This is a genomic window from Halomonas sp. H10-59, from assembly GCF_040070555.1.
Classification (GTDB): domain Bacteria; phylum Pseudomonadota; class Gammaproteobacteria; order Pseudomonadales; family Halomonadaceae; genus Halomonas; species Halomonas litopenaei.
The window spans coordinates 65,839-87,213 of record NZ_CP098828.1 but is presented as its reverse complement, the minus strand read 5'-3'; the positions used below and the strand labels follow the sequence as shown (position 1 = coordinate 87,213).

The following is a 21,375-nucleotide window of genomic DNA, read 5'->3' as shown; positions in this document are numbered from 1 at the left end:
CCGCAACCGCCGTTCCAGAAGTACAAGCCAGCGCCGGCCTGCAGCTAGCTGACCACCCTGAAAATTCCCCTCGGACATCGGGCGACGGAACCGACAGATACCTCCATCACCCCGCGACCCGCTTCCCCAACACCGACAGCCGATACCCTCTCTGGAGATACACCAGGCAACGTCCCGACGGCCCTCGCCTCAGTCAGGACGCCGGGTCTCCACCTCCACCCCCTTCATGCCCTGTGCCGTGTAGCGCTCGCCGGCAACGACGTCAGGCGCCAGGCCAGCGCCACTTGGCCCTGGGGTCGTCAGGCCTGACCGCGGGCCTGGCGAATACGCTGGTAGGCGTTGCCGATCTCGACGGTGCGGGCCTCGGCGACCTCGCGCATGCTGTCGGGCAGGCCACGACTGGCCAGCTTGTCCGGGTGGTTCTCGCTCATCAGCTTGCGGTAGGCGCGCTTGACCTCGGCGTCACTGGCCTCGTCGCTGACGCCGAGCACCTTGTAGGCATCTTCCAGCGGGCTCTGGCTCTCCTGGGTCGCGCCAGCACCGTGGGAGGCGCCGCCCCGCAGCATAGCCTCGATCTGGGCGATCTCGGCCTCGCTGCAGCCAAGCCCGCGAGCCACCCGCATCAGCATGCTGTGCTCGGCCGGGTGCAGCACCCCATCGGCGGCGATGGCGGAAAGCTGCACCTGCAGGAAGATCTGGCGCAGCGCGCTGCGCCCGCGCGTCAGGCGGGCCACCCGTGCGATCTCGCCGTCGAGGTCGAAGTCACTGGCGCGCCCGCGCTCGAAGGCGGCGCGGGCGCTGGCACGGGTGTTTTCCGGCAGACGCAGACGCACCAGCAATTGCTCCAGCACCTGACGTTCCTCGCCGCTGACCTGACCATCGGCCTGGCACACCGCCCCCATCACCGCAAAGGTGGAGTCCATGAACTGACGCTGCATCTCGGCCAGGCCCTTGCTGAGCATCAGACCGCCACGCAGGCGCCCGCCCAGCCACCAGCCGATACCGCCGCCGATCAGCATGCCCAGCGGCCCACCGGCCAGGAAGCCCACTACCGCGCCAATCACGATGATGGTCAGCATAAAATCCTCTCTTGTGCGCTACGTCGCCAAGCGGCGGCGCCACGTCTTTTTCTGTTTCGGCCCTGGCCAACCGTTGCGGCTATGCCAGGTCCCGCCAAAGGGGTATGAGCAGGCAGCATACCATCGCCGTCGAGCCGGCGGCGAAGGTCCAGCCTTCGCTGTTTCATCGAATGGTCATCTGCAAGCGCGACACTGCACGCCATTTCAAGCCGCTCGGTTCACACTCCCATGCGACTCTCGATCACGCGCCTTGCCATCGTCGGCGCCATCGCTTCCGCCAGCATCAGCGTCAGCCTGGCCTCCAATGCTTCGGTATTCCCCTGGCAGGGTTTGCTGGGGGTGGACACGCCGCCATCTGACACCGCCAGGTCCGTCATCGAGCGCCTGGTCGAAAGCGCCAGCCATCGCTGAGCCTGCTCCCAGACGCCATCGGCCCCCTGGAGCGGGGGCCGATGGCATGACGGACATACTTGCGCCGTGCAGGCGCCCTCGCTCAGCGCTTTCGGTGCTTGTCCAGACGGCGTCGAATCGCCGCCTCGATACCGTCGGCATCGAGGCCACAGTCGCGCAGCAGCTCCGCCGGCTTGCCGTGTTCGGCAAAGACATCGGGCAGGCCCAGGTTGAGCACCGGCACCGCGATACCCTCGGCCAGCAGCAGTTCGTTGACGCCACTGCCGGCGCCTCCGGCCACCACGTTTTCTTCCAGTGTGACCAGCAGGTCGTGGTTGCGGGCGGCCTCTAGCACGGCGTCACGATCCAGCGGTTTGACGCTGCGCATATTGATGTGGGTGGCGTCTAGCCGCTCGGCCACCACCCCGGCGGGGTCATTGAGGCTACCGAAGGCCAGCAGCGCCACGCCCTTGCCCTGACGCCGCGGCTCGGCCACGCCGATGGGCAGCGGCTCGAGGTCGGCGGGAATGGGCACACCGGGACCGGTACCGCGGGGATAGCGTACCGCCGCTGGGCCCGGATGATGGTAGGCGGCGCTGAGCATGGCGCGACACTCGGCCTCGTCCGCCGGTGCCAGCACCACCATGCCCGGTACGCAGCGCAGGTAGGTCAAATCCAGGGCGCCGTGGTGGGTCGGGCCATCCTCACCGACCAGGCCGGCACGATCGATGGCGAAGGTCACGTCCAGCTCCTGCACCGCCACGTCATGGATCAACTGGTCATAGCCGCGTTGCAGGAAGGTCGAGTAGATCGCCACCACCGGCTTCATTGCCTCGCAGGCCATGCCGGCGGCCAGGGTCACCGAGTGCTGTTCGGCGATGGCCACGTCGTAGTAGCGCTCGGGGTACTCCCTGGAGAAACGGATTAAATCCGACCCCTCGCGCATGGCCGGGGTAATACCGATCAGACGTTCGTCGGCGGCGGCCATGTCACAGATCCAGTCGCCGAACACGCTGCAGTACTTCTTCTTCGGCGGCGCATTCGACTCGGTCGCCGGGGGCTTGGCCTTGGCGGCCTCCGGCGTCTCCAGCTTGGTGATGGCGTGGTAGCCGATGGGATCGGACTCCGCCGGCAGGAAGCCCCGGCCCTTGCACGTCTTCACGTGCAGAAACTGAGGTCCGTCCAGCTCACGCATGCTGGTAAGGGCATCGGTCAGGGCGTCGATATCGTGGCCGTCGATGGGCCCGACATAATTGAAGCCCATCTCCTCGAACAGGGTGGCCGGACTGACCATGCCCTTGACGTGCTCCTCGGTGCGCCGCGCCAGCTCCAGCGCACCCGGCAGGTGGGACAGCACCCGCTTGCCGTTCTCACGCATGCTCAGATAGGGCTTGCTGACCAGAATCCGTGCCAGGTAGCTGGCCACGCCCCCGACGTTCTCGGAGATCGACATCTCGTTGTCGTTGAGCACGACCAGCAGGTTGGCGTTGACGTGGCCGGCGTGGGCCAGGGCCTCGAAGGCCATGCCCGCGGTCAGGGCGCCGTCGCCGATGACGGCACAGACGCGGCGCTCCTGCTTCTGCGTGCGCGCCGCCAGGGCCATGCCCAGAGCCGCCGAGATGGAGGTGCTGGAATGGCCGACGCCAAAGGTGTCGTACTCCGACTCGGCACGCCGGGGAAAGGCGGCCAGACCGCCGTAGCGACGAATGCTGGTCATGGCCTCGCGGCGGCCGGTCAGAATCTTGTGGGGATAGGCCTGGTGGCCCACGTCCCACACCAGGCGATCGTGGGGCGTGCGGAAGGCGTGGTGCAGCGCCACGGTCAGCTCGACCACACCAAGACCGGCGCCGAAGTGGCCGCCGGAAACGCCGACGCTATACAGCAGGTAGGCGCGCAGCTCATCGGCCACGCGCTTGAGCTGCTCTGCGCTCATGGCACGCAGCGCAGCCGGGGTATCCAGAGTATCGAGCAGCGGTGTCGCCGGCCGCTCGGTGGGAATCGTGTCGAACAGCTTCATGTTAGCCCTGTGGTCGTCAGTGATCGCGCTCGATCATGTAGCGGGCAAGCCCGGCCAGAGGCGCCGCCGCCTCGCCCAGCGGGGCGATGGCGTCGAGTGCCTCGTCGATCAGCGCACCGGCCTTGGCTCGGGCGCCGTCAAGCCCGAGCAGGGCGGGATAGGTCGGCTTGTCGCGGGCCGCGTCGGCCCCCGAGGTCTTGCCGAGGGTATCGGTGTCGCCGGTGACGTCCAGCACGTCGTCATGCACCTGAAACGCCAGGCCCATGGCCGCAGCATAGGTGTCCAACGCCCCCAGACGCGAATCGTCCTCGGCCACCGCCACCAGCCCACCGAGGCGAACCGCGGCGCGAATCAGCGCACCGGTCTTGTGGCGGTGCATGGTTTCCAGCATCGCCAGGTCGGGACGTTCGCCCACCACCGCCAGATCCAGCGCCTGGCCGGCGGCCATGCCGTCGCGACCAGACGCCTTGGCCAGGGTCGCCACCAGGGCACCCAGGCGGGGCGAGCGAGAGCTCGCCAGCAGCTCGAATGCCAGCGTCTGCAGGGCGTCACCGGCAAGAATCGCCGAGGCCTCATCGAAGGCCTTGTGCACCGTGGGCTGGCCACGTCGCAGGTCGTCGTCATCCATCGCCGGCAGATCATCGTGGACCAGCGAGTAGGCGTGGATCAGCTCGATCGCGGCGGCGGGGATATCCAGCTCGTCGTCGTCGGCCCCCAGCGCACGCCCTGCGGCGTAGACCAGGATGGGGCGCAGGCGCTTTCCTCCGACCAGCAGGCCGTGGCGCATCGCCGCCTCGAGCCGGGGTTCGACGACGTGGCGCTGTTCGAACAGTCCCTCGAGGCAGCGGTCTACCCGCGCCCGGTCTGCGGCCAAGCGGGCCAGCATGGTGTCAGCGTTCACCCGGTTCCTCCCCGATATCAAAAGGCGACAGCTGCATGCCACCGTCGGCGTTCTCCGTCAGGCTGCGCACCTTGAGTTCGGCCTCGTCGAGCCGCTTCTGGGCATCTCGCGTCAAGGCCACGCCCTGCTCGAAGGCCTTGAGCGACTCCTCCAGCGTCAGCTCGCCGGACTCCAGGCGCTCGACCAGTGTCTCCAGCTGGGTCATGGCCGAGGCGAAGTCGAGCGACTCGTCATCTTTCTGTGTTGGCTGGCGGTCCTGCGTTGCCATGCGCCCCTCCAGGCGGCGGGTCAAAGGCTGACCCGAGATTGCGAGTTCACGGCCGACGATGGGCCACCCGGGAAACGCAGGCTCGCTGACGACGTCCGGCCTTTCCCCAAAGGGCGACAGTATACACGCTCTCCCCCCGGGGTCGTCTGCCCTGGCCCTTATCCGCGGCCCGCGAAGCGCCCCTCGAAAGGACGGCGGTACATGCAGATGGCTCATGCTGCGGTGCAAGGATTTTCAACGTGAAAATGCCGCCCTGTGGTACTCTATGGACCCTGATTTTTCGCCTGCCCCACCACACAGCCGCTGGCTGCCGCCAACTCCAAGAGGTTGATTCGACCATGGCCAAAACGTCCCTGGACAAGAGCAAGATCAAGATCCTGCTGCTCGAGGGCGTCCACCAGAGTGCAGTGGACAATTTTCTCAACGCCGGATACACCAATATCGAGCATATGCCGACCTCGCTCGACGAAGAGTCGCTGATCGAGAAGATCCGTGATGTTCACTTCATCGGCATTCGCTCCCGCACCCAGCTCACCGAGCGGGTGTTCGCGGCGGCCGAGAAGCTGGTGGCGGTCGGTTGCTTCTGCATCGGTACCAATCAGGTCGATCTCACGGCGGCGCTGGTGCGCGGCATTCCGGTGTTCAACGCCCCCTACTCCAACACCCGCTCGGTGGCGGAGCTGGTGCTGGCCGAGGCCATCATGCTGCTGCGCGGGATTCCCGAGAAGAACGCCCGTGCCCACCAGGGCGGCTGGCTGAAGAGCGCCAAGAACAGCCACGAGGCCCGCGGCAAGACCCTCGGCATCGTCGGCTACGGCAGCATCGGCTCGCAATTGTCGGTGCTGGCCGAGGCGCTTGGCTTCGACGTCATCTACTACGACGTCATCACCAAGCTGGCCATGGGCAACTCGCGCCAGGTCGCCAGCCTCGAGGAGCTGCTCGCCCGCTCCGACGTGGTCAGCCTGCACGTGCCCGACCTGCCGTCCACCCGCTGGATGATCGGCGAGGAGCAGATCAGCCTGATGAAGCCCGGCGCCATCCTGATCAACGCCGCCCGTGGCAGCGTGGTAGTGATCGAGGCCCTGGCCGAGGCGATCAAGGAAGGCCGACTCAACGGTGCCGCCATCGACGTCTTCCCGGTGGAGCCCAAGGGCAACGCCGACGAGTTCGAAAGCCCGCTGCGTGGCCTCGAGAATGTCATCCTCACCCCGCACATCGGCGGTTCCACCCTGGAAGCCCAGGAGAACATCGGCGTCGAGGTGTCCGAGAAGCTGGTGACCTTCTCCGACAACGGCACCAGCATCACCTCGGTCAACTTCCCCGAGGTGGCACTGCCGGCCCACCCGGACAAGCACCGCCTGCTGCACATCCACGAGAACGTGCCCGGCGTGATGTCCGAGATCAACCGGGTGCTGTCGGAAAACGACATCAACATCTCCGGCCAGTACCTGCAGACCAACGAAAAGGTCGGCTACGTGGTCATCGACGTCGACAAGGCCTACGGTCCCCAGGCGCTCGAAGCCCTGCGCGAGGTGAACCACACCCTGCGCACCCGGGTGCTGTACTCCGAGACCAACTACGCCGACTGAGCGGCGGACGTAGCGCCTGCTCGCGGCGAGCTATCCCGCGCGGCAGCTATCGCACTCGGGATGACGATGAGGCGCCGCTCTCCTTCGGGAGGGCGGCGCCTTTTTACTCGCAGGCCTTTTTACTCGCTTAACGGTCGCGCCCCGTTCGCGCCCCTCAAAAGCCGACACCCAAAAGCCTGTGGCTCAGCGAGAAAACGCCTATCCTGAGCGTCTTCCCGATGACCTCTTCAAAGGATGCACGATGCCAACCGGACTGGCCTATCTGATCGTGGTGCTGGTGTGGGCCTCCACCCCGCTGGCCATCAAGTGGAGCGCCGAGGCCGGCGCCCCCATCGGCAGCGTGATGCTGCGCATGGGCCTGGCGCTGGTCGCCGGCGCTCTGATCCTGCTGGTGCTGAGACGCGGCGTCCGCCTCGATCGCCGCGCCCTTGCCAGCTACGCCGCCGCGGTGCCGGGGGTGTTCGGCGCCATGGCGCTGAGCTACCACGCCTCCCAGTTTCTGCCCTCGGGCCTGCTGTCGGTGATGTTCGGCATGGCGCCGTTGATCTCCGGCTTCATCCTGCAGGCCCTGCCCGGCAGCACCCGGCTCAGGCGTTGGCACTGGATCGGCTGCGGCCTGGGGGTGGCGGGGCTGGCGGTGGTGTTCGCCGACAGCCTGACGCTCGGCGGCGGCGCCCAGGTGCTGGCACTGGCCATGATGCTGTCGGCGGTGACCCTGTTCAGCGCCAGCGGCATCGCCGTGCAGCGGGTGGCCGCCGGGCTCGACCCCTTGCAACAGACCGTGGGGGCGCTGGCCGGCTCCATGCCCTGCTTTCTGGTGTTATGGCTCGCCAGCGGTGAACCGCTGATGATTCCCCTCAGCCCCCGTGGGCTGTGGGCGGTGCTTTACCTTGCGCTGTTCGGCTCGCTGATCGGCTTCCTCTGCTACTACCTGATCCTGTCTCGGCTGCACGCCGCCAGCGTAGCCCTGGTGACCCTGATCACCCCGGTGCTGGCGCTGACCCTCGGCATGCTGCTCAATCAGGAAACCCCTTCGCCTTCGATGCTGCTGGGCGCACTACTGATTCTGGTGGCGCTGGGTGCCTACCTGTTCGGGGACCGACTGAGCCGGCGCCGAGCCGCCCGCGAGGCCGCCAGGCCGTGAAGCAGAGGGGCACTTGACAAGCCCTGACGTCATGGCCATTTTGTACACAATAACGGTCATATATTGCGCACCACAATGGTACACAGGCCGCTCGATATCGGTGCAGCGTGAACCGTGAAACTGATGACGCTCACCGCCCTCGGCGGCTGTTTCTGAAGGCACCTGAACCAGGTATCCGCTACGCGACGAGCCCTCGCCCTCCTTGACCAAGGGACGGCGTCGGGAGCAGGGCACGATGCTTGGGTAACCCTTCGCTCGGCGAAGCCAACCCAGGAGAACTGCATGAGCTCACATCCCCCCGTCACTTGGATCAAGCATCCACTGGCCGCCAGCGACCCTGACGCGGCCGGTGGTGTCGTCGTTCAGGACGGCCGAATCATCGAAGCCGTGGCCGCCGGCCAGACGCCCCGAACCCGCGTCAAGCAGACCTTCGATGCCTCCCGCCACGTGCTGCTGCCGGGCCTGGTCAACACCCACCACCACTTCTACCAGACCCTGACCCGGGCCTACTCGCCGGCGCTCAACAAGGAGCTGTTTCCCTGGCTCACCACCCTTTACGACGTCTGGGCCAACCTCGACGAGGCCCAGCTGGCGCTGGCCAGTGAGCTGGCCATGGTGGAGCTGCTGATGAGCGGCTGTACCACCGTCGCCGACCATCACTACGTGTTCTCCGGCGCGCTCGAGCACGCCATCGACGTCCAGGTGGAGACCGCGCGTCGGCTCGGCGTGCGCGCCACCCTGACCCGCGGCTCGATGAGCGTGGGGCGCGAGCAGGGCGGGCTGCCGCCCCAGTCGGTGGTGCAGGATGAGGCGACCATCCTCGACGAGAGCACCCGTCTGATTGACGCCTACCATCAGCGCGGCGAGGGCGCCATGGTGACCCTGGCGCTGGCGCCCTGCTCGCCCTTCTCGGTCAGCCGTGAGCTGATGGTCGACAGCGCTCGCCTGGCCGAGCAGAAGGACGTGCGCCTGCACACCCACCTGGCAGAAACCGAGGACGAGACGCAGTACTGTCAGAAGCTGTTCGGGATGCGACCGCTGGACTACCTCGAGGCCACCGGTTGGCTCAGCGATCGCACCTGGCTGGCCCACGGCATCCACTTCAACGACGACGAGGTCGCCCGCCTCGGCCAAGCCGGCACCGGCATCGCCCACTGCCCCTCATCCAACATGGTGCTGGGCTCTGGCATGTGCCGCACCCTGGAACTCGAGGCCGCAGGTTGCCCGGTAGGCCTGGCGGTGGACGGCTCGGCCTCGGCGGATCACTCCAACCTGGCCGAGGAGATGCGCCAGGCGATGCTGATCGGCCGCCTGCGCTACTCACCCAGCCAGGTACGTCACCAGGACGTCATCCGCTGGGCCACCGAAGGCTCCGCGCGTTGTCTGGGGCGCAGCGACATCGGCGGACTGAAGGTTGGCCAGCAGGCCGATCTGGCGCTGTTCCGGCTGGACGAGCCGCGCTTCTCGGGCGCCGAGAACCCGCTGGCCGCGCTGCTGCTGTGCGGTGCCCACCGTGCCGACCGAGTGATGGTGGCCGGCCAGTGGCGGGTGGCCGACGGCCAGCCGCTCGACGTCGATCTGGGCGAGCTGATGGCTCGCCACAACGCGGCGGCGATGCGGCTAAGGCGCGCGGTCTAGGAGGCTCGGGGCGAGCCTGGACGCACATCTTCGAACAGGACGACGGGAAGACAAAAGGCAACAACAGCGAACGACGAACGGATCTCGAGCGCAGCGCGGCACCACGGGCCAGGGCCGACGCTGCCGCCCCCTGACAACGGTCGCCGTGCCACGGCAGTCAGCACAGACGGTCTGACACCTGTCACGGTCTCCGGGGTTTCGCCGCCGACGCTCCGACAAGGACGCCGGTGCTACAACGACAACAGGAGAAAACCCTGCCATGCCCACCCACGACTCCTCCGGGGACACCCTGGAAAGCGCATCTGTGCGCTCGACCCATGACGTCAACGCCATGCCGCCTCTGGGGCGCGCCATTCCGCTGGGCCTGCAGCACGTGCTGGCGATGTTCGTCGGCAACGTCACGGTGCCGATCATCATCGCCGGCGCCGCCGACCTGCCGGCGGACCAGACCGCCTTCATGATCCAGGCGGCGATGTTCGTGGCCGGTGTCGCCACCCTGGTGCAGTCGCTGGGGATAGGCCCCATCGGCGCCCGCCTGCCCATCGTCATGGGCACCAGCTTCGGCTTCGTTCCGGTGCTGATTCCCATTGCCGTGGGCATGGGGCTACCGGCGGCCCTTGGCGCAGCCCTGTGTGGCGGGGTCGCCATGGCCCTGGTGGGCATGTTTCTGCCGGTGTTCCGGTTTCTGTTCCCGCCGGTGGTCACCGGCACCTTCGTGGTCATGCTCGGCACCCTGCTGATGCCGGTAGGCTTCGCCTACTGGGGCGGTGGCTTCGGCGCCGCCGACTTCGGCGCCACCCACCACCTGCTGCTGGGGGCGCTGGTACTGGTGGTGACCCTGGGTCTGCACCAGTACGGCCGCGGTATCTGGTCCGAAGCGGCGCCGCTGATCGGCCTGATCACCGGTTACGTGGTGGCCACCATGTTCGGCTATATCGACTTCTCCACCATCGGTGACGCCGACTGGCTGTCACTGCCGGTGCCGCTGACCATCGGGCTTGAATTCCATCTGGCGGCGATCCTGCCGGTGGTGCTGCTGGCGGTGGTCACCTGCGCCGAGTCCATCGGCGACATCGTCGGCACCACCGCCGGCGGCATGGACCGCGAGCCGACCCACAAGGAGCTCTCCGGTGGGGTCATGGCCGACGGCCTGTCCAGTGTGTTCGCCGCGATCTTCAACGCCTTCCCCCAGATCAGCTTTAGCCAGAACGTGGGCATGGTGGCGCTGACCGGTGTGGTCAGCCGCTATGTGGTGGCCATCGGCGGCGCCTTCCTGCTGCTGGCGGGCCTGATCCCCAAGCTGGGCGCCATCGTTTCCAGCATCCCCAATTCGGTGCTGGGCGGGGCGGTACTGATCATGTTCGGCATGATCGCCAGCGCCGGGATCAAGATGCTTTCCCATATCGACTTCAACAAGCGCAACATGGTGATCATCGGGGTCTCGCTGTCCGCCGCGGTGGGCCTGCCGGCCCAGGAAGGGCTCTACGCCAACCTGAGCGACAACCTCCAGGCCATCATCGAGTCAGGGCTGATCCCCGGCGCGCTGTTTGCCATCGTGCTCAATCTGGTGCTGCCCAAGGCCGATCGGGTCTTCCGCGACAGCGTCTGAGACGCCACACCGTCCCCTCGAGGACACCATGACGCCACTTTCGGGCCCGCCACGCGGGCCCGCTTCGTTTCCCCAGGACAGAGACGCAGCCCAGGCTCAGCAGCTTCTGACCTCACGGTAGCGGTGACGCCTGTAGACCTTCACTCGCTGGCCCTCGAGCGTGGTCATGCCTTCCCACACGAAGCCCGCGTTCTGTGCCACTCGGCTCGACGGCACATTGGTGGGATCGACCACCGCCACCAGCGACTCGCAGTCGGTGATGGCAAAGGCGTGGGCCACCACCGCCAGGGCCACCTCGGTGGCAAGCCCTCTACCCCAATGATGCACGGCGTAACGATAGCCGATGGCCAACTCCCGCTCGCCGTCGAGGATCTCGTGATCGAAGCCGCAGAAGCCCATCAACGCTCGCGATACCGGGTGCACCACCGCCCAGTAGCCAAAGCCCTTGTCGGCGTAGCTCGCGCGACAGGCATCGAGAAAGCGACGGCTACCCGCCATGTCCTGCACACCGTGGAGCGAGTGACGCATCACCCGGGGATCGGCCAGCAGTCGGCTCAAGCCAGGCAGATCATAGCGCTCGAACGGGCGCAGCCGGCTACGCGGCGTGGCCAGCACGTCGCCCTGCATCGGCCTGGGCCTCAGCCTGTCGTCCTGCATCATGCGCCTCTCGCGTCGTGGATCGCTTGTGCGAATGTACGCCATCCTCCACGGCCATGACCACGGACGCTGGCCGCCAGCAAGCCGCCCCTGTCGTCGTCCTGGCGCTACTCTGACGCCGCTCTGGCGCCGCCCTGGCGTCAACCAGGGAGGCCAGGCCACTCTTCCCCTTTGGTCGAAGCAGGCCCCGAAAAGGCGTCATCACGCGCTAGGCTTGCGAAGTTTTCCCTCGTTGGAGCCATGACGATGCCCGCCTCACCTTCCGCCCAGCCTGACACCGGTGACCTCGCCGTGGTGCGTCACGATGATCGTGGGGTCGTCCATCTGACCCTCAACCGCCCGGCAAGCTTCAATGCCCTGTCCCGGGACATGCTCACCGCACTGGATGATGCCTTTGCCGCAATCGACCCTGACCCTTCGTTGCGGGCGGTGGTGATCGCTGCCGAGGGCCGCGCCTTCTGCGCCGGCCATGACCTCAAGGAGATGCGCGAGCTCGGCGACGAGGACGCCTATCGACAGCTCTTCGCCCAGTGCTCCCGGGTCATGCAGCGCCTGCAGGACTGTCCGGTGCCGGTGATCGCTCGAATTCAGGGGCTTGCCACCGCCGCCGGCTGCCAGCTGGCAGCCAGCTGTGACATGGCGGTGGCCGCTCGCTCGGCGCGCTTCGCCGTCTCCGGCATCAAGGTCGGGCTGTTCTGTTCCACCCCGGCGGTGGCGCTGACCCGCAATATCGGTCCCAAGCAGGCCGCCGAGATGCTGTTTACCGGCGAGTTCATCGACGCCGATCAGGCGCTGGAGTGGGGCCTGGTCAACCGGGTCGCCGAGGACGACGCCCTCGACGACAGTCTCGAGGTGCTGCTCGACAGCCTGCGCGCCAAGAGCCAGGTGGCGCTGTTCACCGGCAAGGCCATGCTGGCCCGCCAGCGAGCCCTGCCGCTGGGCCAGGCCTATGCCTACGCAGGCGAGGTGATGGCCGCCAACATGATGGCCGAAGACGTAGCCGAAGGCATCGACGCCTTCGTCGCCAAGCGCGCCCCCCACTGGCGCCATCGCTGAGCGCCGGACCAGGCTCAGCCAAGGCAGAGCCGCCTGTGGAAGCCTTTTCCGCAAACGCGACAAGCGGCCGCGCCAACAGGTATGCTAAGGACTGTGCCAAACGGTTGACCCAGGAGATGCAAGGTGACGGAAAGCAAGCGCAGAACGGCCGGCCGACCGGCCAGCGGCAAGGCCAGCGGAGGCCACAGCCAGTCGCTGGTGCGGGGACTCAACCTGCTGGAATTGCTGGCGATGCACCCGGGCGGCCTGGCGCTGTCCGACATCGCCGAGCAGGCCGATCTGGCACCGTCCACGACCCATCGCCTGCTGCAGGCCCTGCTGAGCCAGGGCTTCATCACCCAGGACGAGGAACTCGGCGTCTGGCGCATCGACGTCAAGACCTTTCGCATCGGCAACAGCTTTCTCGAGGCACGCGACTTCGTTGCCACCAGCCGCCCTTACCTGCGCCGACTGACCCGTGAGACCGGCGAGACCGCCAATCTGGGCGTACGTGAAGGCACCACGGCGGTGTTCCTGGCGCAGAGCGAATCGCCCCAGATGATGCGCATGATCACCCGTCTGGGCTCACGTGCCCCGCTGCACGCCTCGGGCGTGGGCAAGGCGCTGATGGCCTGGCTGCCCGACGACGACCTGGAGCGGGTGCTGGCCGAACGCGGCCTGGACCGTGTCACCGTCAACACCCTGTCGAGTCCCTCCGAGCTGCGTCGCGCCATGGCCGAGATCCGTGAACGCGGCTACGCCTGCGACCGCGAAGAGCATGCCATCGGCCTGCACTGCGTGGCCGCCTGCATCCACGATGAACTGGGCACGCCACTCGCAGCCATCTCGGTCTCCGGGCCGGTGGCGCGTATCCCCGACGAACGCCTGTCCCAGCTCGGCGAGCTGGTGCGCGCCACCGCCGCAGAAATTACCGCCCAGCTAGGCGGACGCATTCCCGCCGCCGAGGACTTCAAGCCCTGACACCCGGGCTCACCGGCTCCCCCAAGAGATCCCCCGATGACCGACGCCTGGCGCAAGTACAAGAGCGCACCGCCACCCGGGACCACCGTGCTGGAATCGACCAGCCTGGCCCCGGGCGAGAGCCGCTGCCTCAATATCGAGAGCGACAACGGCCGCTTCCCGCTGATCCTCGCCCGCCACGCCGATGGCCGGGTGCACGCCTACGTCAACGCCTGCCCCCATCAGTACCTGCCGCTGGACGGCCGCGGCAGCAACATCCTCAGCCGCGACGGCGAGCTGTTGATCTGTACCCACCACCAGGCCTGCTTCCGCCTCGACAGCGGCGAAGGCATCTCCGGCCCCGCCCAGGGCGAGGCACTGGACCCGGTGCCGGTGGAAGAGGTCGATGGCTGGTGGGTGATCGGGGAGTGAGGGGGCGAATCTGCCTGTCGCAGTGGCGACTTGACCCTTATCCGCAGTGAGGACCTGCCCTCGATCCCGGCCCCAAGGCCAAGCATGGGATTGGCGCCCTTGATGCACAACGACGCTGGTTTGACCCTCTCCTTATCGAGATCCCCGCCAAGACGCCCGACGAACCTGGATTGCTGGTTATTGGCTCGATCGAAGGCAAGCACTGTTCTGCCGTTGTAACGCCGCGCGACCGGGCTACGCATCATCTCTCTACGGCGTTCGCGGAAGAAAGAGGTGGAGCTCCATGAAAGCCAGGACGCTTGATCAAAAATTCGATGATGGCAAAGACGTCTCGGAAGCCCTCGGCCTGTCCAGGACTCGGCGCCCAATCAGACACAAGGACGGGTCAACGTCGACTTTCCTGTGTGGATGATCGAGTCTCTCGACAAGGAAGCCAGCCGCCCGGGAGTGACTCGCCAATCGATCATCGAGGTGTGGCTGGCCGAGCGCCTGGAGCAGTGCGCGAACAGGCCCTAGCGATCCTGGTCGAGCTCGGGAGAACCCTGCGTCTCCATGGGATCGCCGGAGCGGTCCTGTGACCAGGGGCCACTGCCCTGCTCCAGCCGATCGAGCTGGCGTTCGAGCTTGCCGATCACGCTTATCAGTTGATGACACTCGCCCTGAGAGAGAGCGGCCACCACATCGGCCTCCCATTGCAAGGCATCGGGGATCAAGTCGGCCAGTAAGGCCTGGCCCGCCTCGGTCAGTCGCAGGTGCTGTACACGCTGGTCACTGGGCGAAGGCGTTCTTCGGATCAGACCGCGCTCCTCCAGGGCCTGTACGGCCCGAGAAATACGCACCTTATCCATGCGAGTAGCTTGGGCGATCTGCTTGGCCGATAGCTCATCGAGGTGCGACAACCACGCCAGCACTCGCCACTGGGCAATGGTCAACTGGTAACGTTCGGCGTACATCTGCGAAAGCGCCTGACTCAAACGGTCCGCCAGACTGTTCAGCCGGTAAGGAAGGAACTGCAAAAGATCCAGATGCGGTACCCCGCTGCTGGTCGGTGTTTCTCGCTTACGCGAGCCCATGGCCTCGCCCCCGTGGTCAGCGTCCATCGCGACAGCGCCACGCCAGCGTGGCACGCCACCATCCGCCACTGACGATAACCGGGAACGCCAGAACCGGCAACGTAGCTCGCGACCTTACCATCAGCATCGCTTTTGCACTCACGCCTGGCTCTCGCGACAGGCTACTACCTGGTCTCTGCCGTCACGCTTGCCGACGTAAAGCGCCTTGTCGGCGCGATGAATCAGCACTTCCAGATTGTCCTCATCGGGCCGGGCTTCGACAATGCCGATGGTAACGGTGACCGCCGCCCCCCTCTCACCCCCCTCAAACGGTAGCGCCAGGTCGGCGACCGCTCGATGCAGACGTTGTGCGACCGGCAAAGCGTCACTCAAGGAGGTATCAGGCAATGCGACCACGAACTCTTCGCCGCCGAAACGCGCGATCAGATCATGGGAACGCAGTGACTCGGCACACACTCGGGCGATCTCCATCAGCACTCGGTCTCCATGACTGTGGCCCCAGGTGTCATTGATAGCCTTGAAGTGATCGACATCCAGCATAAACAGGCTGAAGGGCGCCTGTGCTTCCCGGGCAGACTTAAACATGCTCTGGGCCCGCTTCATGAAGTGCCGACGATTGGCGAGACCGGTCAAGGCATCGCGCTCGGCCAGCCGTCTCAACTGACCTTCAAGGGACTGACGATGCGCCATCTCACGAAGCAATTGTCGGTTTTGGTCGCGCTCTTCGCTCAATATCGCGAACTGCTTGCGCTGCAGGCGCTCTACCCGCAGCAAGGTGCAGAACCCGACCGCATTGGCCATGATCAACAACAGCGCCATGCGCAACACATCGACGGACGAACTGTCGGCAAAGATGGCAGAGGCGCACAGAAAACCGATACCCAGATACAGGCTCGCCATCGCCACCACGGTGAGCAGGTTGGGAATCAGCAGATAAAAGGCCATGGTAGCAACGATGACAGCCATCATCTGCGTCGAAAGGGAGTCTGGACGCAGCGGAACAATCAGGATGATGCCCGTCGCCATAACCCACAACGGCAAAGCATGCAGCCAGAGGCGCTGCGAATAGCTTCCCCATCGACCAATCGCCCAAGCCAGAAAAAGACAGCTACCGACGACGACCACGCGCATGGCCAGCAACAGGTAGAGCTCGCGGCTCTGGCCGACATAAAAGTAATCGGAAATCGAGAACATGCCGAATATCAATGCGGCAAGCATCCAGGCCAGTCGTGACTCGCAGCGCACCCTCGGCTTGATCGCGCGGCGATACCAGGCTTCTCGCTCAGTTTCACGAAACTGTCCAGTTAACCAATGCACCAGATGGGGCATCTTTGCCATCGACACTTGCTGTTCTCCCTGTGCATAGGCTCGACGTCTGATGACCGATGCCCACTACCTTCGTCATGTCGAGATCGAAGGGACTTTTGTCCACTTCACGTTGACGGCGTCTTATTATTTTTTAAACAAACGCTTATATGACTTTAAGATAACTCAATAACACGATGATAACGTTACTTTTCGTGGCAGCACTGCCCAATTCTATGCTTTTCGCGGCAATGGCACAGCGTCTGTCATGCTCTCTCGAAGTCCACTTCACTTGCAGGGAAGTAGCCCCCATCTCGTATTGCGGCCTTCACACCCCGCTGGCTATCACGACGCCGATCCACACTTGCCCAAAGTGGGTGGGCGCAGTCTAGGCGACCTTTCCCCTGCGCTCATACTGTCGCCTGACGCCTTGGGGATAGTGTCTACACCACACCCAACCGCCAAGTGAAGCTTCGCACCACGGTATTGCTATAGACGTATGTCTTATCCCATTAATCTCATGTTTTTTAAGGATAAATCAGATGCCGGTGGGGTTGGCACCGTCTCTCTAGCGATAAGGCCTGGAATATAGTTTCAAATGAAACTATATTCCAGGCATGCCATAGCGATGATGTGACCGCCTCGACCCGAGCTTTATCACAGGACTCAGTATGCAGTGGGGCGGCGAGCATCCCGACACGACACCTCATCATCCTGAGCGGAGGATTTCCCGATGTCCCAACGTCTCGACCAGACACCGCTTGCGTATCAAAGCGGTTTTCGTAATCACTTCGCCAGCGAAGCGCTGCCCGGCGCCCTGCCTCAGGGGCAGAACTCGCCCCAGCGCTGCGCCTACGGGCTCTACGCCGAGCAGCTCACCGGCTCGGCCTTCACCGCGCCGCGCAGCCATAACCTGAGAAGCTGGCTCTACCGCATCCGCCCCTCGGTGGCCCAGAGCGCCTACCGCCCGCTGGAGCACGGCGGTCTCGCCACCGCACCGCTGTCGCGTCCCGCCGCGGACCCCAACCAGATGCGCTGGGACCCGGCTCCCCTGCCTGAGGCGGCCACCGACTTCATCGATGGTCTTGCCACCATCGCGGTCAATGGCGACGCCGGCACCCAGGCCGGCTGCGGTGTCCATGTCTATGCCTGCAACCAGGACATGACCGAACGCTTCTTCTACAACGCCGACGGCGAACTGTTGATCGTGCCTCAGCTGGGCACCCTGCGCCTGGGCACAGAGTTCGGCGCGCTCGAGGTGGGCAACGGCGAGATCGCGGTGATCCCGCGCGGGGTCAAGTTCCAGGTCCGCATCAGTGAGGGCGACCAGGCCCGGGGCTATGTCTGCGAAAACTACGGCAGTCCCCTGGAGCTGCCGGGGCTCGGCCCCATCGGCGCCAACGGCCTGGCCAACCCGCGCGACTTCCAGTCGCCGGTGGCCGCCTACGAGGACCTCGAGGGCGACTTCGAACTGGTGGCCAAGTTCTCCGGGGCACTGTGGGCGACCCGGCTGGACCACTCGCCGCTGGACGTGGTCGCCTGGCACGGCAACGTGGCGCCCTACAAGTACGACCTGGCCAACTTCAACACCATCAATACCGTCAGCTTCGACCATCCGGATCCTTCGATCTTCACCGTGCTGACGTCGGCGTCGGACACCGAGGGCATGGCCAACATCGACTTCGTGATCTTTCCGCCGCGCTGGATGGTGGCCGACAACACCTTCCGCCCGCCCTACTTCCATCGCAACCTGATGAGCGAATTCATGGGCCTGATCCACGGCGAGTACGACGCCAAGGCCGAAGGTTTCCTGCCCGGCGGCGCCAGCCTGCACAACTGCATGTCGCCCCACGGCCCCGACGCCGAGACCTTCGAGAAGGCCTCCGACGCCAGCCTCCAGCCTCAGTATCAAGGGGCGACCCTGGCCTTCATGTTCGAGAGCCGCTACGTCTTCCAGCCTACTGAAAAGGCGCTGGCCGCCGATTTCCGCCAGCGCGACTACGTGGATGTGTGGAAGGGACTCAAGTCCCACTTCGATCCGACGCGGCCCTGACCGACCTCTGCTTTGACCACAAGGAACCCTCTGATGAAACTGGCCACCCTCAAGAGCGGACGCGACGGCGAGCTGATCGTCGTCTCCCGCGACCTGACCCACGCCGTACGCGTGCCGCAGATTGCCACCACCCTGCAACAGCTCGTCGAAGACTGGGACGAGCTGGCCCCGCGCCTTGAAGAGATCTACCAGCGCCTCAACGACGGCGCCGCCGAGGAGGCCTTCGAGCTCGATCTTCAAGCGCTGCACTCGCCGCTGCCGCGTACCTATCACTGGGCCGACGGCTCGGCCTATCTCAACCATGTGCAACTGGTGCGCCAGGCGCGCAACGCCGAGATGCCGGAGACCTTCTGGACCGACCCGCTGATGTACCAGGGCGGCGGCGACAGCTTCATCGGTCCCTATGACGATATCGAGGCGGTCAGCGAAGACCACGGCATCGACTTCGAGGGCGAGATCGCGGTGATCACCGACGACGTGCCGATGGCGGTGAGCCCCGAACAGGCAGCCGGCCACATCAAGCTGCTGATGCTGGTCAACGACGTCAGTCTGCGCGGCCTGATCCCCGGGGAGCTGGCCAAGGGCTTCGGCTTCTTCCAGGCCAAGCCGGCCTCTAGCTTCTCGCCGATCTGCGTCACCCTGGACGAGCTGGGCGAGGCGTGGAAGGATGGCCGCGTGCACCTACCGCTGACGGTCCATCTGAACGGCGACAAGTTCGGCGAGCCCGAGTCCGGCCCGGACATGATCTTCAACTTCCCGCAACTGGTGGCCCACGCCGCCCGCACCCGCTACCTGGGCGCCGGCGCGGTGGTCGGCTCCGGCACCGTGTCCAATCCGGACCCGGATGGCGGCCCCGGAAAGCCGGTGGCCGACGGCGGCGTCGGCTACAGCTGCCTGGCTGAGGTGCGTATGGTCGAGAAGATCCTGCACGGCGACAGCAAGACGCCCTTCCTGCGCTTTGGTGACCGGGTGCGCATCGAGATGTTCGACAAGGCCGGCCAGAGCATCTTCGGCGCCATCGACCAGCGGGTGGTGAAGTACCAACCCAAGGACTGAGCCAGCCCCCTCAAGTCCTGGGGCGGACGTCCACCACCGTCGACACCTCGGCCCTCGACGCCCGCCGTCCCCGGCGGGCGTCCCGCCACCGCTCGGGCCGCCACACGAGCATCGCGCCCGCCCCCGCCAATTTCTGGAACCTGCCATGCAACTCTACGGTTACTTTCGCTCTTCGGCGGCCTATCGCGTGCGCATCGTCGCCAATCTAAAGGGCATCACCCTCGACCATCACCCGGTCAATCTGGTCAAGGGCGAGCAGCGTGATGCCGACAATCTGGCGCGCAATCCCCAGGGCCTGGTGCCGACCCTGGTCACCGACCAGGGACAGGCGCTGACCCAATCCCTGGCGCTGTGCGAATACCTCGACGAGCGCTACCCCGAACCGCCGCTGCTGCCCGGCTCCGCCGAGCATCGGGCGAAGATCCGGGCGCTGGCCCAGGCCGTCGCCTGCGAGATCCACCCGCTGAACAATCTGCGGGTGCTCAAGCACCTGACCGGCGAACTCGGACTATCGGATGACGCCAGGCTCGCCTGGTACCGCCACTGGGTAGCAACGGGGCTGACCGCCGTCGAGGCGATGCTTGAGCACACCATGGGCGACTTCTGCGTCGGCAATGAGCCGACCCTGGCCGACGTCTGCCTGATACCCCAGGTGTTCAACGCCGAGCGCTTCGAGTGCGACCTCGTGCCCTTTGCGCGAGTGCGCGCGGTATCGGAGCGAGCGCGAGCGCTGCCGGCCTTCGACAAGGCGGCACCGGGTGTTCAGCCAGACGCTGTATGAGATCGGCTACAATAAGCCGACTAAGGAAACACTGACGGAACGATGTTTGCCTCCAAGCAGCAGCATCGACACCGCGAAGGGAGCGCGAAAAGCGCTCCCTTCGCTTTCCCTGACCCGACCGTCACCGTACCTGACACCAAGGAGTTGCGTGTGCTGAACCCGACCTCCCGCGCCACCGTGGCCCTGCTGGCGGCGCTGACCGCCCTGGGCCCGCTGGCCACCGACATGTACCTGCCGGCCATGCCAGCCATGCGCGAGGCGCTGGGCACCGGAGCCGATCAGATCCAGCTGACCCTGTCGCTGTATCTGATCGGCTTCGCCATGGCGCAGCTACTGTGCGGTCCGCTGTCCGATCGCTTCGGTCGCAAGCCGGTGCTGGCACTCGGGATGGGGGTGTTTCTGCTGGCGAGCCTGGTCTGCGCCTTCGCGCCGAATATCGAGACGCTGCTGGTGGCGCGCTTCTTCCAGGCCCTGGGTGGCTCGGCGGGGCCGGTGCTGGGCCGCGCCGCGGTGCGCGACATCCACGGCCCCTTCGAGGCCAGCCGCATCCTCTCCTACATGGCCAGCGTCATGGCACTGGCCCCGGCGCTGGCCCCGGTGGTCGGTGCGGGGCTACTGGTGTGGTTCGGCTGGGACGCCATCTTCCTGCTGCTGGCGCTCTACGCCGCCGCCATGCTGGGGCTGATCGCGATGATGCCCGAGCCGCTGCCGCTGGACCGACGCCAGTCGATCAAGCCCTCGGCTCTCGCCGTCACCTTCAGGTCGCTGCTCGGCCAGCGCGACTTCGTCGGTTATACCCTGGCCAACGCCGCTGCGTTCTCCGGCCTGTTCGCCTTTCTGTCGGGTTCGTCGTTCGTGCTGATCGACTATATGGGGGTCAGCCCCGACGTCTACGGCTACCTGTTCGCCGCCATCGTGCTCGGTTTCTTCATCGGCTCGCTGACCAGCGCCAAGCTCAGCCGTCGCCGCAGCCGTCACCAGCTGCTGGTCGCCGCCAGCCTGATCGCCGCCCTCGGCGGCTCTGCCATGGCACTGCTCGCGCTGGCCGGGGTGCATACTCCCTGGGCAGTCATCGGCCCCCACATGGCCTACATGATCGGCTTCGGCATCATCATGCCGCAGACCATGGGCGGCGCCCTGGCGCCCAACCCCCACTGTGCCGGCTCGGCCTCGGCGCTGTTCGGCTTTATCCAGATGAGCATCGCCGCCGGTGTCGGTGCCCTGGTCGGACAGTTCCACGACGGCACCTCCCACAGCATGGCCATCGCCATCGGCCTGTCCGGCGTGCTGGCGCTGATCTGCTACCACTTTATCGTCACCGACAAGGGCGCCCTGGAAGCGCAGACGGCGTCGGCCTGACGACCAAGCGCTACGGGACCCGCGAACCT

The 21,375-nt window shown here is 65.8% G+C and carries 19 protein-coding genes; 12 read left to right on the top strand and 7 right to left on the bottom strand.

What is annotated here, in order from left to right; translation table 11 throughout:
- Window positions 1-299: 299 nt before the first annotated feature.
- Window positions 300-1,079 (bottom strand): co-chaperone DjlA, encoded by a 780-nt coding sequence (gene djlA, locus NFG57_RS00380; RefSeq protein WP_108131885.1) that lies wholly within the window; start codon window positions 1,077-1,079, stop codon window positions 300-302.
- A gap of 228 nt (window positions 1,080-1,307) precedes the next feature.
- Between djlA and NFG57_RS00375 the strand changes: the two genes are divergently transcribed.
- Window positions 1,308-1,490: a hypothetical protein gene (locus NFG57_RS00375; RefSeq protein WP_108131886.1), complete on the top strand. Its 183-nt coding sequence runs from the start codon at window positions 1,308-1,310 to the stop codon at window positions 1,488-1,490.
- Window positions 1,491-1,572: 82 nt separating this feature from the next.
- Here the strand turns inward: NFG57_RS00375 and dxs are convergent, their stop codons facing one another.
- From dxs to NFG57_RS00360, 3 genes are read right to left on the bottom strand one after another with little or no spacing between them, the layout of a single operon-like run.
- A complete protein-coding gene (gene dxs, locus NFG57_RS00370; protein ID WP_348815128.1) occupies window positions 1,573-3,486 on the bottom strand; it encodes a 1-deoxy-D-xylulose-5-phosphate synthase in 1,914 nt (637 codons plus the stop codon).
- Between the two features lie 16 nt (window positions 3,487-3,502).
- Window positions 3,503-4,372, bottom strand: a complete 870-nt coding sequence (gene ispA, locus NFG57_RS00365; RefSeq protein ID WP_045993952.1) for a (2E,6E)-farnesyl diphosphate synthase — start codon at window positions 4,370-4,372, stop codon at window positions 3,503-3,505.
- Window positions 4,373-4,376: 4 nt separating this feature from the next.
- On the bottom strand, window positions 4,377-4,655 hold the full coding sequence (locus NFG57_RS00360; protein WP_045993891.1) for an exodeoxyribonuclease VII small subunit: 279 nt from the start codon (window positions 4,653-4,655) through the stop codon (window positions 4,377-4,379).
- A gap of 338 nt (window positions 4,656-4,993) precedes the next feature.
- On the opposite strand from NFG57_RS00360, the gene serA reads away from it, so the two are divergent.
- The 4 genes from serA to NFG57_RS00340 all read left to right on the top strand — a co-directional run bounded on the left by serA (window position 4,994) and on the right by NFG57_RS00340 (window position 10,635).
- The gene (gene serA, locus NFG57_RS00355; protein WP_045993890.1) at window positions 4,994-6,244 is read left to right on the top strand and encodes a phosphoglycerate dehydrogenase; all 1,251 of its coding nucleotides are present in this window, start codon (window positions 4,994-4,996) and stop codon (window positions 6,242-6,244) included.
- A gap of 241 nt (window positions 6,245-6,485) precedes the next feature.
- Window positions 6,486-7,388 carry a DMT family transporter gene (locus tag NFG57_RS00350; RefSeq protein WP_108131888.1) on the top strand — a complete coding sequence of 301 codons (903 nt, stop codon included), beginning with the start codon at window positions 6,486-6,488 and terminating at the stop codon, window positions 7,386-7,388.
- A 282-nt stretch (window positions 7,389-7,670) separates the two neighbouring features.
- Window positions 7,671-9,026, top strand: a complete 1,356-nt coding sequence (locus NFG57_RS00345) for an 8-oxoguanine deaminase (protein WP_348815127.1) — start codon at window positions 7,671-7,673, stop codon at window positions 9,024-9,026.
- Window positions 9,027-9,285: 259 nt separating this feature from the next.
- On the top strand, window positions 9,286-10,635 hold the full coding sequence (locus NFG57_RS00340; protein ID WP_052704445.1) for a nucleobase:cation symporter-2 family protein: 1,350 nt from the start codon (window positions 9,286-9,288) through the stop codon (window positions 10,633-10,635).
- Window positions 10,636-10,731: 96 nt separating this feature from the next.
- Here the strand turns inward: NFG57_RS00340 and NFG57_RS00335 are convergent, their stop codons facing one another.
- On the bottom strand, window positions 10,732-11,295 hold the full coding sequence (locus tag NFG57_RS00335; RefSeq protein WP_222516230.1) for a GNAT family N-acetyltransferase: 564 nt from the start codon (window positions 11,293-11,295) through the stop codon (window positions 10,732-10,734).
- Window positions 11,296-11,538: 243 nt separating this feature from the next.
- Here NFG57_RS00335 and NFG57_RS00330 point away from each other — a divergent pair, with 243 nt between their 5' ends.
- The 3 genes from NFG57_RS00330 to NFG57_RS00320 all read left to right on the top strand — a co-directional run bounded on the left by NFG57_RS00330 (window position 11,539) and on the right by NFG57_RS00320 (window position 13,719).
- Window positions 11,539-12,348: an enoyl-CoA hydratase gene (locus tag NFG57_RS00330; RefSeq protein ID WP_045993886.1), complete on the top strand. Its 810-nt coding sequence runs from the start codon at window positions 11,539-11,541 to the stop codon at window positions 12,346-12,348.
- Window positions 12,349-12,471: 123 nt separating this feature from the next.
- Complete coding sequence (locus tag NFG57_RS00325) at window positions 12,472-13,308, top strand: IclR family transcriptional regulator (protein ID WP_108131892.1); 837 nt, start codon at window positions 12,472-12,474, stop codon at window positions 13,306-13,308.
- Between the two features lie 36 nt (window positions 13,309-13,344).
- Window positions 13,345-13,719 carry a Rieske 2Fe-2S domain-containing protein gene (locus NFG57_RS00320; protein WP_253029290.1) on the top strand — a complete coding sequence of 125 codons (375 nt, stop codon included), beginning with the start codon at window positions 13,345-13,347 and terminating at the stop codon, window positions 13,717-13,719.
- Between the two features lie 512 nt (window positions 13,720-14,231).
- On the opposite strand, the gene NFG57_RS00315 is transcribed toward NFG57_RS00320, so the two are convergent.
- On the bottom strand, window positions 14,232-14,819 hold the full coding sequence (locus NFG57_RS00315) for a MarR family winged helix-turn-helix transcriptional regulator (protein ID WP_348815126.1): 588 nt from the start codon (window positions 14,817-14,819) through the stop codon (window positions 14,232-14,234).
- A gap of 111 nt (window positions 14,820-14,930) precedes the next feature.
- Window positions 14,931-16,130, bottom strand: coding sequence for a GGDEF domain-containing protein (locus NFG57_RS00310; protein ID WP_348815125.1), 1,200 nt, complete (start codon window positions 16,128-16,130; stop codon window positions 14,931-14,933).
- A 700-nt stretch (window positions 16,131-16,830) separates the two neighbouring features.
- Between NFG57_RS00310 and hmgA the strand changes: the two genes are divergently transcribed.
- The 4 genes from hmgA (at window position 16,831) to NFG57_RS00290 (ending at window position 21,346) form a co-directional block, all read left to right on the top strand.
- Window positions 16,831-18,150 carry a homogentisate 1,2-dioxygenase gene (gene hmgA, locus NFG57_RS00305; protein ID WP_222568033.1) on the top strand — a complete coding sequence of 440 codons (1,320 nt, stop codon included), beginning with the start codon at window positions 16,831-16,833 and terminating at the stop codon, window positions 18,148-18,150.
- Between the two features lie 33 nt (window positions 18,151-18,183).
- Complete coding sequence (locus NFG57_RS00300; protein ID WP_222568032.1) at window positions 18,184-19,206, top strand: fumarylacetoacetate hydrolase family protein; 1,023 nt, start codon at window positions 18,184-18,186, stop codon at window positions 19,204-19,206.
- A gap of 145 nt (window positions 19,207-19,351) precedes the next feature.
- Window positions 19,352-19,987: a maleylacetoacetate isomerase gene (gene maiA / locus NFG57_RS00295; protein WP_045993880.1), complete on the top strand. Its 636-nt coding sequence runs from the start codon at window positions 19,352-19,354 to the stop codon at window positions 19,985-19,987.
- Window positions 19,988-20,137: 150 nt separating this feature from the next.
- A complete protein-coding gene (locus NFG57_RS00290; RefSeq protein ID WP_108131897.1) occupies window positions 20,138-21,346 on the top strand; it encodes a multidrug effflux MFS transporter in 1,209 nt (402 codons plus the stop codon).
- Window positions 21,347-21,375 lie beyond the last annotated feature (29 nt).

Bases quoted from the DNA above. Each gene is read 5' to 3' on its own strand.
- NFG57_RS00330 (WP_045993886.1), top strand. From the start codon at position 11,539: ATGCCCGCCTCACCTTCCGCCCAGCCTGACACCGGTGACCTCGCCGTG.
- djlA (WP_108131885.1), bottom strand. From the start codon at position 1,079: ATGCTGACCATCATCGTGATTGGCGCGGTAGTGGGCTTCCTGGCCGGT.
- maiA (WP_045993880.1), top strand. From the start codon at position 19,352: ATGCAACTCTACGGTTACTTTCGCTCTTCGGCGGCCTATCGCGTGCGC.
- serA (WP_045993890.1), top strand. From the start codon at position 4,994: ATGGCCAAAACGTCCCTGGACAAGAGCAAGATCAAGATCCTGCTGCTC.
- NFG57_RS00345 (WP_348815127.1), top strand. From the start codon at position 7,671: ATGAGCTCACATCCCCCCGTCACTTGGATCAAGCATCCACTGGCCGCC.
- NFG57_RS00375 (WP_108131886.1), top strand. From the start codon at position 1,308: ATGCGACTCTCGATCACGCGCCTTGCCATCGTCGGCGCCATCGCTTCC.
- NFG57_RS00320 (WP_253029290.1), top strand. From the start codon at position 13,345: ATGACCGACGCCTGGCGCAAGTACAAGAGCGCACCGCCACCCGGGACC.
- NFG57_RS00340 (WP_052704445.1), top strand. From the start codon at position 9,286: ATGCCCACCCACGACTCCTCCGGGGACACCCTGGAAAGCGCATCTGTG.
- NFG57_RS00310 (WP_348815125.1), bottom strand. From the start codon at position 16,130: ATGGCAAAGATGCCCCATCTGGTGCATTGGTTAACTGGACAGTTTCGT.
- ispA (WP_045993952.1), bottom strand. From the start codon at position 4,372: ATGCTGGCCCGCTTGGCCGCAGACCGGGCGCGGGTAGACCGCTGCCTC.
- NFG57_RS00315 (WP_348815126.1), bottom strand. From the start codon at position 14,819: ATGGACGCTGACCACGGGGGCGAGGCCATGGGCTCGCGTAAGCGAGAA.
- hmgA (WP_222568033.1), top strand. From the start codon at position 16,831: ATGTCCCAACGTCTCGACCAGACACCGCTTGCGTATCAAAGCGGTTTT.
- NFG57_RS00335 (WP_222516230.1), bottom strand. From the start codon at position 11,295: ATGATGCAGGACGACAGGCTGAGGCCCAGGCCGATGCAGGGCGACGTG.
- NFG57_RS00350 (WP_108131888.1), top strand. From the start codon at position 6,486: ATGCCAACCGGACTGGCCTATCTGATCGTGGTGCTGGTGTGGGCCTCC.
- NFG57_RS00360 (WP_045993891.1), bottom strand. From the start codon at position 4,655: ATGGCAACGCAGGACCGCCAGCCAACACAGAAAGATGACGAGTCGCTC.
- dxs (WP_348815128.1), bottom strand. From the start codon at position 3,486: ATGAAGCTGTTCGACACGATTCCCACCGAGCGGCCGGCGACACCGCTG.
- NFG57_RS00300 (WP_222568032.1), top strand. From the start codon at position 18,184: ATGAAACTGGCCACCCTCAAGAGCGGACGCGACGGCGAGCTGATCGTC.